This window comes from Phenylobacterium sp. (assembly GCF_046463815.1).
Classification (GTDB): Bacteria; Pseudomonadota; Alphaproteobacteria; order Caulobacterales; family Caulobacteraceae; genus Phenylobacterium.
Window position 1 is genome coordinate 68,242 of sequence record NZ_JBKBRO010000010.1, and the last position, 12,673, is coordinate 80,914.

The following is a 12,673-nucleotide window of genomic DNA, read 5'->3' on the forward strand; positions in this document are numbered from 1 at the left end:
AGCCCGGCGTTTCCTACGCCTTCACGAACGGCTGGGCGTAGGTCGGCTGTCCGGTCAGGGTCAGGAGCGCGTTGGCCACGGCCGGGCCGATCACCGGGGTCCCCGGCTCGCCCACGCCGCTGGGCGGATTGGCCGAGGGGACGATGTAGGTCTCGACGGTCGGCGCTTCGGAGTTCCGCAGCACGCGGTAGGTGTCGAAGTTGGCCTGGTCCACCTGGCCGTCGGTGAGGGTGATCTCGCCGAACAGCGCCGCCGACAGGCCGTAGCAGGTCCCGCCCTCCATCTGGGCGGCGATCTGGTCCGGGGCGATGGCGATGCCGCAGTCGATGGCGGTGACCACCCGGCCCACCCTGGGGACCCCGTTCTCCAGCTTCACCTCCGCGACCTGGGCCACGACGGAGCCGAAGCTCTCATGGACCGCGACGCCGCGCGTCCAGCCGGCCGGCGTGGGCGAACCCCAGCCGGCCTTCTCGGCGGCGAGGTCCAGGACGGCCAGGTGCCGGTTCGCGCCCGCCTTGCGGTAGAGCGCCCGGCGGTACTCCACCGGGTCCTTGCCGGCCCGGCGCGCGAGCTGGTCGATGGTGTGCTCCATGACATAGGCCGTGTGGGTCGCGCCCACCGAGCGCCACCACAGCACCGGCACGCCGGCGTCCGGCGTAAGGAGCTGGGCGTCCACCACGGGGGTGGCCTTCAGGTACGGAGAACCCGCCGCGCCCTCGACCGCCGTCATGTCGATCTTGCCGCCCGGCGCTCCGGGAGGCGCGCCCTTCATGATCGACTGGGTGACGATGCGGTGGCGCCAGGTCGCCGGATAGCCGTCGGCGTCCACCGTCACCCGCACCGTGTGGTGGACGAGCGGCCGGTAGTAGCCGGCGCGCATGTCGTCCTCGCGGGTCCAGACCAGCTTCACCGGCCGGCCCTTGCCCACCTTCTTGGCGATGTGGACGCACTCGGCCACGTAGTCGGACTGGAAGTTCGCCCGCCGCCCGAACGAGCCCCCGGCCGGCAGGGTCTCGATCTGGATGGCGCCCGGCAGGTTGCCGACGATCTTGGCGGTGTTGAGCTGGTCCAGGGTCTGGGTCTGGGAGCCGAAGATCAGCCGCGCCTGGTTGCCCTTCACGATGGCCACGCAGTCCATCGGCTCCATGGTGGCGTGGGCCAGGTAGGGGAAGTCGTAGGCCGCCTCCAGGGCCGCCGTCCCGCCTGCGGCCGCGCCGGCGTCGCCCCGGCTCTCGAAGGCCTGCCACTTGACCTTGCCTTCGGGCTGGGCCTTGCCGGACGCGAGGTCCTTGAACTGCTGGAGAAGCGCCGCCGAGCCGCGTTTCTCGGCCTTGGCCTCGTCCCACTCGACCTTCAGCGCGTCGCGGCCCTGCTTGGCGGCCCAGGTGGAATTGGCCACGACCGCCACGCCGGTCGGAATCTTGTAGACCTCGACCACGCCGGGGACCTTGCGGGCCGCCGCGGCGTCGAAGGACTTCACCGTGGCCCCGAACCGCGGCGGATGGGCGACCATCGCCGTCAGCATGTCGGGCAGGCGGACGTCCTGGGTGTAGCGCGCGGTCCCGGTGCTCTTGGCCAGGCTGTCCTTGCGGCGCACGCGCGGCGTGCCGATCAGGGTGAAGGCCTTGGTGTCCTTCAGCTTCGGCGCCTGGGGCGGCGCGATCTTCGCGGCGTCTTCCACGAGTTCGCCGAAGCTCGCCTGCTTTCCGGAGGCGTGCGCCACGACGCCGTTCGCCACGGTCACCTCGCCGGCCGGCACGCCCCACCGCTTGGCCGCGGCCTCGACGAACATGGCCCGGGCCGCCGCGCCCGCCTGGCGCAGCTGGTCCCACGAGGAGGGGATGGCCGAAGAGCCGCCGGTGCCCTGCGTCCCGCCCATCAGCTTGTTGCCGTAGAGCTTGGCGTTGGCCGGCGCCTGCTCGACGCGCACCTTGTCCCAGTCGGCGTCCAGCTCCTCGGCCACGATGGCGGCGAGGCCCGCGTGGTTCCCCTGACCGAACTCGATGTGCTTGGAGATCACCGTGACGGCGCCGTCGGGGGCGATCCGGATGAAGGGGCCGAAGGCGCCGACCTTGGTGCTGGCGCCGACGCTCAGCATGTCCGCGGGCGAGCAGCCGATCAGCAGGGCGCCGCCGGCGAGCGTCGCGCCGATGGCCAGGGTCTCGCGGCGGGTGACGGGCTTGTTCATCGCAGGCCTCCCCCTCAGGCCTTGGGCGCCGGGACCGGCAGGGCCGGTTCGGCGACGGTCGCGGCCGACATGCCCGCGGCCTCCTTGATGGCCGCCCGGATGCGCTGGTAGGCGCCGCAGCGGCAGATGTGGCCGTCCATGGCCGCCGAGATCGCCGCGTCGTCCGGCCTGGGTGTCTGGGCCAGCAGGGCCGCCGCCCCCATGATCTGCCCCGACTGGCAGTAGCCGCACTGGGGCACGTCGTTTTTCACCCAGGCCTGCTGCAGCGGGTGGGTCCCCCCCAGGCCCTCGATGGTGGTGATCTTCGCAGCCCCCACGGCCCCCGCCGGGGTCTGGCACGACCGCATGGCCTGGCCGTCGATCAGCACCGTGCAGGCGCCGCAGGCGGCGATGCCGCAGCCATACTTCGTGCCGGTCAGCCCCAGTTCGTCCCGAAGGACCCAGAGTAGGGGCGTGTCGGGCGCCGCATTGACGTTGCGGGCCTGCCCGTTCACATCGAGCGTAAGAGCCATGACTGCGATCCCCGAGGCTAAGACAGCCGCACCCTAACGCCGTCCGGACGAGGCGGTAAATCCGCCCTGGCCGAACACCGGTCCGGCGGCTATTCCGTACCGCCTTTACGAATCCCGAGGAGAGCCCATGTTCCGCATCGCCGCCGCCGTCCCGGTCCTGGTCTTCTCACTGGCCGCCGCGCCGGCGCTGGCCGCCGATGGCCAGCAGCTCTTCAACATGCAGTGCAAGCTGTGCCACACGGGCGGGCCGATGGGGCCGAGCCTGTCGGGCGTGGCCGGCGCCAGGATCGCGTCCAAGGACTTCGCCTATTCCCCGGCCCTCAAGGCCAAGGAAGGAACCTGGACCGACGCCAACCTCGACGCCTTCCTCAAGGCGCCGTCGACCTTCGCGCCGGGGACCAGGATGATGCTGAACGTGCCCTCGGACGAGAACCGCGAGGCGATCGTCGCCTTCCTGAAGACCCTGAAGTAGCCTCTCGGCCCATGGACGCCTTCCCCGCCTTCTTCCCGCTCGCCGGCCGCACGGTGGTCATCGCGGGGGAGGGCGAGGGGGCCGAGGCCAAGGCCCGGCTGTTCCAGGGCTCGCCCGCCGCCGTGGTCCGGCTATCGGGGGCCGAGGCCCTGGACCCGAAGGCCTACGCCGCCGCGACCCTGGCCTTCGTGGCCGCCGAGGACGACGCCTTCGCCCGCGACGCGGCCGAGGCCGCGCGGGCGGCCGGCGTGCCGGTCAACGTGGTGGACCGCCCGGCGCTCTGCGACTTCACCACCCCGGCGGTGATCGACCGGGGCGAGGTGGTGGCCGCCATCGGCACCGGCGGCGCCTCGCCCATGCTGGCCACCCTGCTGCGGCATGACCTGGAGGCCCGGGTGCCCGAGGGGGCGGGCCGGGTCGCGGCCCTGTTCCGCACCCTGCAGGACGAGGTGCGCCAGGCGCTCCCCGAGCCGCACCGCCGGCGGGCCTTCCTGCGCGCGGCGCTCGCCGGCCCCGCCGCCGAGGCGGCCATGCGGAACGAGATGGAGCGCGCGCGGGACCTGCTGCGCCAGGCCCTGGCCCAGGACGCGCCGCTGCCCGCCGCCATCCAGTACGTGGACGCCCGCGGTCCCGCCGACCTGCTCACCCTGCGCGCCGCCCGGGCGCTGGCCGCCGCCGACGTGCTGGCCTGCGACGCGGACGCCCACGCGGATGTCATGATGCTGGCCCGCCGCGACGCCGAGCGCCTGGAGGGCGTGCCGGTGGAGGCGCTGATCGATCTGGCCCGCGACGGCCGCCGGGTGGCCCGCCTGGTCACCGGGACGGCCTGGCGCACCGAGCAGGCGGCGCTCGACGCCGCCGGCGTCGACACCGAGGTCCTGCCGATCGCCGGCTAGCGCCGCCCGCGAAGCGGCCGTTTGTCAAACCACGGATTCCACGGATCGGAGCGCGGACCTCATCCGTGCAATCCGTGAAATCCGTGGCTCCAACCCTCCTGGCTCCCGCTGGCGCGAAGGCCCGGACTTAGGCGTCGAGCGGACGTCCCTTCGTCTCGCGCAGGAAGAACAGGCAGCAGATCACCGACAGCGCCGTGAAGGCGAAGGGGAACCACAGGCCTGAATAGATGTTGCCCACCGCCGTCACGATGGCGAAGGCGCTGAAGGGCACGAAGCCGCCGATCCAGCCCGTGCCGATGTGGTAGGGCAGGGACAGCGCCGTGTAGCGCACCCGCGTGGGGAACAGCTCCACCAGGCAGGCGGCCATGGGGCCGTAGAGCGCCGTGGCGGCGATCACGAACACCAGCAGGACGCCGAACGCCCCCCAGAAGTTCAGCCGCTCGGGATCGGCCGAGGCGGGATAGCCGGCCTGGGCCAGGCCCTGCTTGATGCGCGCCTCGACGCTGGCCTTCACGGCCTTGGCGGCCTCGGGCGACAGGCCCCGGGCGTCGGCCGAGGTGATGGTCGTCTGGCCCACGCGGACCATGGCCGGCTGGCCGGGGGCTGCGGCCTCGTTGCGGTACGAGACGCCGGCGTTGGCCAGCACGCCCTTGGCGATGTCGCACGACGACACGAAGCTCGCCTTGCCCACCGGGTCGAACTGAAGCGAGCACTCGGCCGGGTCGGCGATCACCACCACGGGCGTGGCGGCCTCGGCCTCGGCCAGCGCCGGGTTCAGCGTCTTCGACAGCATGTGGAAGCCGGGGAAGTAGGCCACGAGCATCAGGGTCATGCCGAACAGCATCACCGGCTTGCGGCCGATGCGGTCCGAGAGCCAGCCGAAGAGGACGTAGCCCACGGCGCTGGCCGCCGTGGCCGACAGCATCAGCGCGGTGATCGTCTCGGGCGGCGCCTTCAGGAACCGCTCCATGAAGGTCTGGACGTAGAAGAAGGCCGTGTACCAGACCGCCCCTTGCGCCGACATGATGGCGAACAGCGCCAGCAGCACGAGCTTCAGGTTCTCCCAGCGGCCGAAGGCCTCGGCGTAGGGCGCCTTGGAATGCTGGCCCTCCTCCTTGAGCTTGGCGAAGGCGGGGCTCTCCGAGAGCTTCAGCCGCATCCAGACCGAGATGGCCAGGAGGCCCGCGGAGAACAGGAAGGGGATGCGCCAGCCCCAGGCGTCGAAAGCCTCGGCGCCTGCGAATTCGCCCAGGATGAGCCGCGTGGCGAGGATCACCATCAGCGCGCCGAACAGGCCCAGCGCCGCCGAGGTCTGCACCCAGCTCGTGGCCCAGCCGCGCTGGTCGGCGGGCGCGTGCTCGGCGACATAGATCGCCGCCCCGCCGTATTCGCCGCCCAGGGCGAAACCCTGGATGATGCGCATGAGGATGAGCAGGGCGGGGCCCACCATCCCCGCCTGCTGGTAGCTGGGCAGCAGGCCGATGGCGAAGGTGGCGCCGCCCATCATCAGCACGGTGATGAGGAACGCGCCCTTGCGGCCGGCGCGGTCGCCGATGCGGCCGAACACCAGCGCGCCCAGCGGCCGGAACAGGAAGCCCGCGCCGAACAGCGCCAGCGCCGCGGCCAGGCCCGCCGTCTCGGAAAGGCCCGTGAAGAAGGTCTTGGAGATGACCCCGGCCAGGCTGCCGAAGACGAAGAAATCGTACCATTCGAAGGCGGTGCCCGCGGACGACGCGGCCACCACGGTGCGAAGCGGCGTCTCCTTCGCGGGCGCGTCGGCCCGGCCTGCGGCCGTCTCGGCCATCCGAATTCCTCCCCCAAGGTCTTGTGGCCCTGCTCTATCACCGGTTCGGCGACCCGTGAAAGGCTCCGGCTGACCGCCGTGCGGTCAGGCCACGGCTATGTCGGCCGGCGGGGCCGCAGCCTCGCTCGCGCCGCCGCTCAGGCGGGCGATCTCGGTGAGCAGGACCGCGGGCGAGATCGGCTTGCCCACGACGCCGTCCATGCCGGCGTCCAGGTAGGACTGCCGCTGGTGGGCGAGCACGTTGGCGGTCAGCGCCACGATGGGGGTGGCGGCCACCGCCCCGCCCAGGCCGCGGATCCGGCGGGCGGCCTCCAGCCCGTCGATGCCGGGCATCTGCACGTCCATCAGGATCAGGTCGAAGCCGCCGCGCGCCGCGGCCTCGACGCCGAGGTAGCCGTCGGCCGCCGTCTCCACCGAGGCGCCCAGGTTCTCGAGCAGCTTGGTGGCGATCAGCCGGTTGGTGGCGTTGTCCTCGACCACCAGCATCCGCAGGCCCTCGAGCACGGTCTGGTGCGTCTCCGCCGGCGCGACCTCGGCCTCGGCCGGCTCGGCGGCGACCTGGAGCCAGAAGGTGGAACCCCGGCCCTCGGTCGAGCGGAAGCCGACCTCGCCGTTCATCATCTCGGCCAGCCGCTTGGTGATGGCGAGCCCCAGGCCCGAGCCGCCGAACTTCCGCGTCGTCGAGGCGTCGGCCTGGTTGAACCGCTGGAAGAGGCGCGCCTGGGCGGCCTCTGGAATGCCGATGCCGGTGTCCTCCACCTCGAAGCGCAGCACGCCCGCGTCCGCCGTCCGGCAACGCACGACCACATGGCCCTTCTCGGTGAACTTCACCGCATTGCCCACGAGGTTGAACAGCGCCTGGCGCAGGCGCACGGGGTCGGAACGCACCCAGGAGAATTCGGGCGAGACGTCGACGATGAGCTGCAGGCCCTTGGCCTGGGCCTGGGGTTTCAGCAGCCGGGCCACGCCCTCGACCAGGGCCTTCACGTCCACCGGCTCGCAGGCCAGCTCCAGGCGCCCGGCCTCGATCTTGGAGAAGTCGATGACGTCGTTCAGCAGTTCGGCCAGCATCTGGCCGCACGACAGCGCCTCCTCCAGCAGCGCCTGGCCCTCGTCGGTCAGGCGTTCGGTCTTCAGGAGGTGCAGCACGCCCATCACCCCGTTCAGCGGCGTGCGGATCTCGTGGCTCATGTTGGCGAGGAACGCGCCCTTGGCCTCGCCGGCCGCCTCGGCGGCGCGCTGGGCCTCCATGAGGGCCAGTTCCTGGCGCTTGTGGGCGTCGCAGTCCTGCACCAGGCCGACGGCCTTCAGCCAGCGCCCGTTCCGGCCGACCTTCAGGTGGTGGTAGACGCGCACCCAGCGCTCGGTCCCGTCGGCGCGCACGATGCGGGCCTCGAAGGATTCCCCCGACTTCTTGCGGCCCCGGTGGAGGGCGCGGAACGACTCCCGCACGTGCGGAAGGTCCTCGGGGTGGAAGCCCGGATAGCTGAGCTGGACCGCCTCCTCGTAGCTCGACCCGCGTCGGCCGGTGATGCGTTCGAACTCGGGGGAGGCCCAGAAGCTGCGGGCGACGTGGTCGATCTCGTAGACCCCGGCCTCGGCCGCCTCCAGCGCCATCTTCAGGCGCCGGGCGTTGACCTGCACCTCGCGGCGGGCCTTGCGCATCTGCTGTTCGCCGTGGCGGGCGGCGTCGCGGGCCGCGGCGAGTTCCGTGATGTTCTCGGAGATGCCCTTCAGCGCGAAGGCGCCGCCGGGGCGCGCCTCGGTGGCCACCGTCGCACGGACCACCATCCAGTGGTCGCGCGCCCAGATGCGATGCTCGAGCTGCAGCGGCGCGCCCGTCTTCACGGCCTGGGTGAAGGCCCGCAGCGTGCGCCGCCGGTCCTGCGGGTGGATGATGGCGCGGAACTGCTCGGGGGTCTGAACCGCCTCGGGATCGAGGCCCACCAGGTTGACGATCTCGTCGGACCACCAGATGCGGCCCTCGGCGGGATCGTAGGTCCAGATGCCGATGCCGGCCGAGGCGCCCAGCAGCTTCCGGGTGCGTCTCGCCTGCTCCAGCTCCTGGCGATGGATCCGCTCGTCGGTGGCGTCGCGCATGGACACGATGTGCGAGCCGTCGGCCATCACCTGGCGCCGCGCGGCGAACCAGCGCCACTCGCCGTCCTTGCGCCGCACGCGCGCCTCGGATTCATAGACGACGCCGGTCACCGACTGGGCCACCCGGGCCCGCACGCCGGCCTGGTCGTCGGGGTGGTAGAGTTCGATGACCCGGCGGCCGATCAGCTCGGCCTCGGGGATGCCCGTGAACGCCGCCCAGGCCGGATTGACCAGCCGCAGGCGGCCGTCCGGGCCCACGACATGCATCAGGTCGCGGCTGCTCTCGAACAGCCACGTGATCATCTCAGCCCTGTCGGCGGCGCCTACTGCGCTCTTGCGGGCCATCAGGTTTCCCCCAACGAAGGGCGCGAGGCTTACACTTCGGGGGTAAACGCAAAGTTGTGGGGCGGCTGCTCCGGGTGCGGATCAGAACGCGCTTTCGCCGGTGATGGCGCGACCGAGGATGAGGGCGTGGACGTCGTGGGCGCCCTCGTAGGTGTTGACGGTCTCGAGGTTCGAGGCGTGGCGCATGACGTGGTACTCGCCGGAGATGCCGTTGCCGCCGTGCATGTCGCGGGCGGTTCGGGCGATGTCGAGGGCCTTGCCGCAGTTGTTGCGCTTGAGCATGGAGATGGCCTCGGGGACCCAGGCGCCCTCGTCGATGAGGCGTCCGAGGGCGAGCGCGCCCTCGAAGCCGAGGGCGATCTCGGTCTGCATGTCGGCGAGCTTCTTCTGGACGAGCTGGCGGGAGGCCAGCGTGCGGCCGAAGAGGGACCGACTCGACACGTAGTCGCGGCTGGCGTGCAGGCAGAACTCGGCGGCGCCCATGGCCCCCCAGGCGATGCCGTAGCGGGCCTTGTTGAGGCAGGAGAAGGGTCCGCGCAGGCCCTCGACGCCGGGCAGCATCATGTCCTCGGGCACGAAGGCGTCGGCGAGCGCGATCTCGCCGGTGATCGAGGCGCGCAGGGAGAGCTTGTTCTTGATCTGGGGGGTCTCGAAGCCCTCGGTCCCACGCTCGACCAGGAAGCCGCGGATCTTGCCGTCCAGCTTGGCCCAGACCAGGGCCACGTCGCTGATCGGGGAGTTGGTGATCCACATCTTGGCGCCGGAGAGCACATAGCCGCCGTCGACCTTCTTGGCGACGGTGCGCATGGAGGCGGGGTCCGAGCCGCCGTCGGGCTCGGTGAGGCCGAAGCAGCCGACGATCTTGCCGGCCGCCATGCCGGGCAGGAACCGGCGCTTCTGCTCCTCGGAGCCGAAGGCGTGGATGGGGTACATGACCAGCGAGGACTGCACGCTCATGGCCGAGCGGTAGCCGCTGTCGATGGCCTCGATCTCGCGGGCGATCAGGCCATAGGCCACGTGGTTGACCCCGGCGCAGCCGTACTCCTCGGGCAGCGTCGGGCCCAGGAAGCCAAGCTCGCCCATCTCGGTCATGATCTCGCGGTCGAAGCGCTCCTCGGCGTAGGCGCTGACCACCCGGGGCAGCAGCTTCTCGCGGGCGTAGGCGCGGGCCGCCTCCCACACCATCCGCTCCTCCTCCGAGAGCCTGGAGGACAGGTCCAGCGGATCGTCCCAGCGGAAGGTCTTCTGGGGATGCGCGTCGAGCGGCATGGCGGGCTCCTTCGAGATCGGTCGCGCGGGGGCATACCGGTTTTGCGGGCCGCCGGGTAGGGGCTCAGGTCTCGGCCCACATCCTAAGGAGGTTGTGGTAGGCGCCGGTGAGCGAGACCAGCTCCGGGGCGCCGGCCCCCACCTTGCCGGCGAGCTGCTGGATGGCCAGGTCCATCTGGAACAGCAGCTCGCGCCGGGCGTCCTCGCGCACCAGGCTCTGGATCCAGAAGAAGCTCGAAACCCGCGCGCCGCGCGACACCGGCATGACCTGATGCAGGCTGGAGGCCGGATAGAGGATCATGTCGCCGGCCGGCAGCTTGACCTCGTGCGTCCCGAAGGTGTCCTCCACCACCAGTTCGCCGCCGTCGTAGTCCCCGGGCTCGGTGAGGAAGAGGGTCGCCGACAGGTCGCTGCGGATGCGGGTGCGCCCGTCGCGGCTCTGGCGGATCGAGTTGTCCACGTGCAGGCCGAACGCCTCGCCGCCGGCGTAGCGGTTGAACAGCGGCGGGAAGACCACCTGCGGCAGGGCGGCGGCCACGAACAGCGGGTTGCGCTCCAGGGCGTCCAGGATCGCCTCCCCGGCCTGTGCGGCGGCCGGGGAGCCCTCGGGAAGCTGGGCGTTGCGCTTGGCCAGCGCCGACTGCGTCCCCGAGGTCTCGTTGCCATCCACCCAGGGCGCCGCGTCGATCAGGGCGCGCAGCTCGGCGACCTCAGCCTTGGTCAGCACCTCGGGGATGTGCAGCATCATGGCGGTCAGTACCGGACGTTGAGGGTCAGGATCGCCTGCCGCGCGGGGCCGTAGTCGGCGTGGTGCACGCCGTTGGTGCGCACGATGTAGTCCTTGTCCGTCACGTTCTGGATGTTGAGCTGCAGGTCGACGTTGTCGGTGACCTGGTAGGCCGCGAAGAGGTCGAAGCGCCAGTAGGCCGGCGCATAGACGCGATAGGTCCCGCCGCCGGCGCCGCCCTGGTTGCCGCCGAAGCTCTTCGAGACGTGGTAGGCGCCGCCGCCCAGGCTCAGCGCGTCCGTCACCTCGTAGGTCGTGAACAGGCTGACGCTGTGCTTGGGCGTGTTGGCCAGGGGGTCGCCGACGCCCACGACGTTGTAGGCGCCGCGGACGAGCTCGCTGTCCTGGTAGGTGTAGCCGCCGAACACCTCCCAGCGCTGGGTCACCCGACCGCTGACGCCGATCTCGACCCCCTTCACCGTGGCCTCGCCCGCCTGAGCGTAGACCCCGGGTTCGATCTGGATCTGGGCGTTCTTTCGCGTGAGGTCGAAGTAGGCGATCGAGGTCGAGAGGCGTTCGCCCAGCAGGCTCGCCTTCGCGCCCACCTCGAAGCTCTCCACTTCCTCGGGGTCCAGCAGGACGTTGGCGAGGTTGCCGGTCCCGGTTCCCGTCCCGGTGTTCTGGTCGCCCGCCGCGATCGTCGGCGGCGTCGAGGTCGTGCCGTACGAGACGTAAAGGCTCGACTGCTCGGTGGGCTTGTAGACGAGCCCGAGCTGGTAATTGGTGAAGTCCCAGTCGCCGCTCCGGGGCGTGAGCGTCTCGCCGGTTATCGCGCCGTTGGCGCTGGTCACGCCGACGTCCGTGCCATCGACCTTGTAGCTGTCGTGGCGGACGCCCAGGTTCAGCAGCCACTTCTCCCCGAACGAGAGGGTGTCGAAGGCGTACACGCCGACGGTCTTGGTGATGTTCCGCGACGGCGTGGGCCGGGTGATCGTCCCTTGCCAAGGATCGTCGGGATTGGGCGCGAAGAGGCGGGTGCAGTCGCCGACGCCGGTGCTGTTGCTGGCGCCCGAAAAGCCGGCCGGGCAGGCGGCGCCGGCGGTCGTGTAGACCACATAGGCCGCGTTCCTGTTCTGCTCGCGCGACAGCTCCAGGCCCACGTCGTAGCTGTGGCCGATGAAGCCGGTGTCGAACTTGCCGTAGGCGTCGAGGAGGTTGGCGACGGTGCGGGTCGGGTTCCAGCGCGACTTGGTCCCCCGCTTCATCCACCATTCGCCGCCGACGAGCTGGGCCGCGCCGCCGTCGCCCGGATTGGTGACGATGTAGTCGTTGAGGGTCTTGGACGCGCGGAACACGTTGCGCAGCTTGAGCGCCTCGGACACGTCGTGCTCGGCGACCAACGTCACGGCGTCGGCGTGGGTCTCCTGGTAGTCGCGCGCCTTCAGGCCGTAGAAGCTGTCGCGCGGCACGGGCAGAACGCCGCTCGCGGTGCGCGGAATGGCCTCGGCCTTGCGGGTCAGCGGCACGCCGTAATCGGGCAGGTCGTCGGTGCGCAGGCGGTAGTAGAGCAGGGTGGCCCGCGTCGGGGTTCCGATGCCCGTGGCGATCCCCGCCAGGACGCCGTAGCGGCTGAACTCGGCGGCGTCGCGGCCAGGGCTGTCGTTCTCCATGCCCATGAGGTTCAGACGGACCGCGGAAGTCTCGCCAAGCTGGTGGTTGGCGTCCACCACGCCGCGGTAGTAGCTGTCCGTCCCGACGCTGGCCTGGACGTTCACGAAGTCGTCCAGGCGCGGGCGCTTGCTGGTCAGGTTGATGCTGCCCCCGCCCGAGCCGCGGCCCGAATAGGCGCTGTCGGCGCCCTTGATGACCTCGACCTGCTCCAGGGCGAAGACCTCGCGGGTCTGGCCGCCGGTGTCGCGCACGCCGTCCACGAAGATGTTGTTGCCCGAGGACTGGCCGCGGATGAACGGCCGGTCGGCCAGCGGCTGGCCGCCCTCGCCGGCCCCGAAGGTGATGCCCGGCGAGGTGCGCAGGATGTCCGTCAGCGAGGTAGCCGCGGTCTTCTCGATGACGTCGCGCGGGATCACCGTCACGCTGCGCGGGGTGTCCACCAGGGCGGCGGTGAACTTCGGCGAGTCCGGCCCGCGGGCATGGGCGCCGGTGACGTCCACGCCGGCCACTTCCGGGGCGGCGGCGGCGTCCTCGGCGCGGGCCGCCGCGCCGAGGGACAATCCCGCCACGCCCGCCACGAACGCCAGCGCGTGCTTCTTGCGGGCCACGATTCCCCGGCGTGTCGACATCTCCAAACCCCCGTTACTGCGACTAATAATGCGAGGCGTTCTTATCTACGACGCAACGGC

Annotated in this window: 9 protein-coding genes; 2 read left to right on the forward strand and 7 right to left on the reverse strand. The window is 71.2% G+C overall.

Annotated features, from left to right (window positions below):
* Nucleotides 1-13: 13 nt before the first annotated feature.
* Both ACK4TT_RS08525 and ACK4TT_RS08530 read right to left on the reverse strand, forming a co-directional pair.
* Nucleotides 14-2,188: a molybdopterin cofactor-binding domain-containing protein gene (locus tag ACK4TT_RS08525; protein WP_410212822.1), complete on the reverse strand. Its 2,175-nt coding sequence runs from the start codon at nt 2,186-2,188 to the stop codon at nt 14-16.
* Between the two features lie 14 nt (nt 2,189-2,202).
* Nucleotides 2,203-2,700, reverse strand: a complete 498-nt coding sequence (locus ACK4TT_RS08530) for a (2Fe-2S)-binding protein (RefSeq protein WP_410212823.1) — start codon at nt 2,698-2,700, stop codon at nt 2,203-2,205.
* 127 nt (nt 2,701-2,827) lie between these two features.
* On the opposite strand from ACK4TT_RS08530, the gene ACK4TT_RS08535 reads away from it, so the two are divergent.
* Nucleotides 2,828-3,172 (forward strand): c-type cytochrome, encoded by a 345-nt coding sequence (locus tag ACK4TT_RS08535; protein WP_409638316.1) that lies wholly within the window; start codon nt 2,828-2,830, stop codon nt 3,170-3,172.
* Nucleotides 3,173-3,183: 11 nt separating this feature from the next.
* Complete coding sequence (locus ACK4TT_RS08540) at nt 3,184-4,068, forward strand: bifunctional precorrin-2 dehydrogenase/sirohydrochlorin ferrochelatase (protein ID WP_409638320.1); 885 nt, start codon at nt 3,184-3,186, stop codon at nt 4,066-4,068.
* Between the two features lie 127 nt (nt 4,069-4,195).
* On the opposite strand, the gene ACK4TT_RS08545 is transcribed toward ACK4TT_RS08540, so the two are convergent.
* The 5 genes from ACK4TT_RS08545 to ACK4TT_RS08565 all read right to left on the reverse strand — a co-directional run bounded on the left by ACK4TT_RS08545 (nt 4,196) and on the right by ACK4TT_RS08565 (nt 12,613).
* Entirely contained in the window at nt 4,196-5,872 is a 1,677-nt protein-coding gene (locus ACK4TT_RS08545) for an MFS transporter (RefSeq protein WP_409638323.1), read from the reverse strand.
* Between the two features lie 84 nt (nt 5,873-5,956).
* On the reverse strand, nt 5,957-8,317 hold the full coding sequence (locus tag ACK4TT_RS08550) for a PAS domain-containing protein (protein ID WP_409638326.1): 2,361 nt from the start codon (nt 8,315-8,317) through the stop codon (nt 5,957-5,959).
* Between the two features lie 81 nt (nt 8,318-8,398).
* Nucleotides 8,399-9,586: an acyl-CoA dehydrogenase gene (locus tag ACK4TT_RS08555; protein ID WP_409638329.1), complete on the reverse strand. Its 1,188-nt coding sequence runs from the start codon at nt 9,584-9,586 to the stop codon at nt 8,399-8,401.
* 64 nt (nt 9,587-9,650) lie between these two features.
* On the reverse strand, nt 9,651-10,334 hold the full coding sequence (locus ACK4TT_RS08560) for a Fe2+-dependent dioxygenase (RefSeq protein WP_410212824.1): 684 nt from the start codon (nt 10,332-10,334) through the stop codon (nt 9,651-9,653).
* Between the two features lie 5 nt (nt 10,335-10,339).
* Complete coding sequence (locus ACK4TT_RS08565; RefSeq protein WP_410212825.1) at nt 10,340-12,613, reverse strand: TonB-dependent receptor; 2,274 nt, start codon at nt 12,611-12,613, stop codon at nt 10,340-10,342.
* Nucleotides 12,614-12,673 lie beyond the last annotated feature (60 nt).

Excerpts from the sequence above, each read along its gene's own strand:
- ACK4TT_RS08525 (WP_410212822.1), bottom strand. The coding sequence starts at position 2,188 with ATGAACAAGCCCGTCACCCGCCGCGAGACCCTGGCCATCGGCGCGACG.
- ACK4TT_RS08530 (WP_410212823.1), bottom strand. The coding sequence starts at position 2,700 with ATGGCTCTTACGCTCGATGTGAACGGGCAGGCCCGCAACGTCAATGCG.
- ACK4TT_RS08535 (WP_409638316.1), top strand. The coding sequence starts at position 2,828 with ATGTTCCGCATCGCCGCCGCCGTCCCGGTCCTGGTCTTCTCACTGGCC.
- ACK4TT_RS08540 (WP_409638320.1), top strand. The coding sequence starts at position 3,184 with ATGGACGCCTTCCCCGCCTTCTTCCCGCTCGCCGGCCGCACGGTGGTC.
- ACK4TT_RS08545 (WP_409638323.1), bottom strand. The coding sequence starts at position 5,872 with ATGGCCGAGACGGCCGCAGGCCGGGCCGACGCGCCCGCGAAGGAGACG.
- ACK4TT_RS08550 (WP_409638326.1), bottom strand. The coding sequence starts at position 8,317 with ATGGCCCGCAAGAGCGCAGTAGGCGCCGCCGACAGGGCTGAGATGATC.
- ACK4TT_RS08555 (WP_409638329.1), bottom strand. The coding sequence starts at position 9,586 with ATGCCGCTCGACGCGCATCCCCAGAAGACCTTCCGCTGGGACGATCCG.
- ACK4TT_RS08560 (WP_410212824.1), bottom strand. The coding sequence starts at position 10,334 with ATGATGCTGCACATCCCCGAGGTGCTGACCAAGGCTGAGGTCGCCGAG.
- ACK4TT_RS08565 (WP_410212825.1), bottom strand. The coding sequence starts at position 12,613 with ATGTCGACACGCCGGGGAATCGTGGCCCGCAAGAAGCACGCGCTGGCG.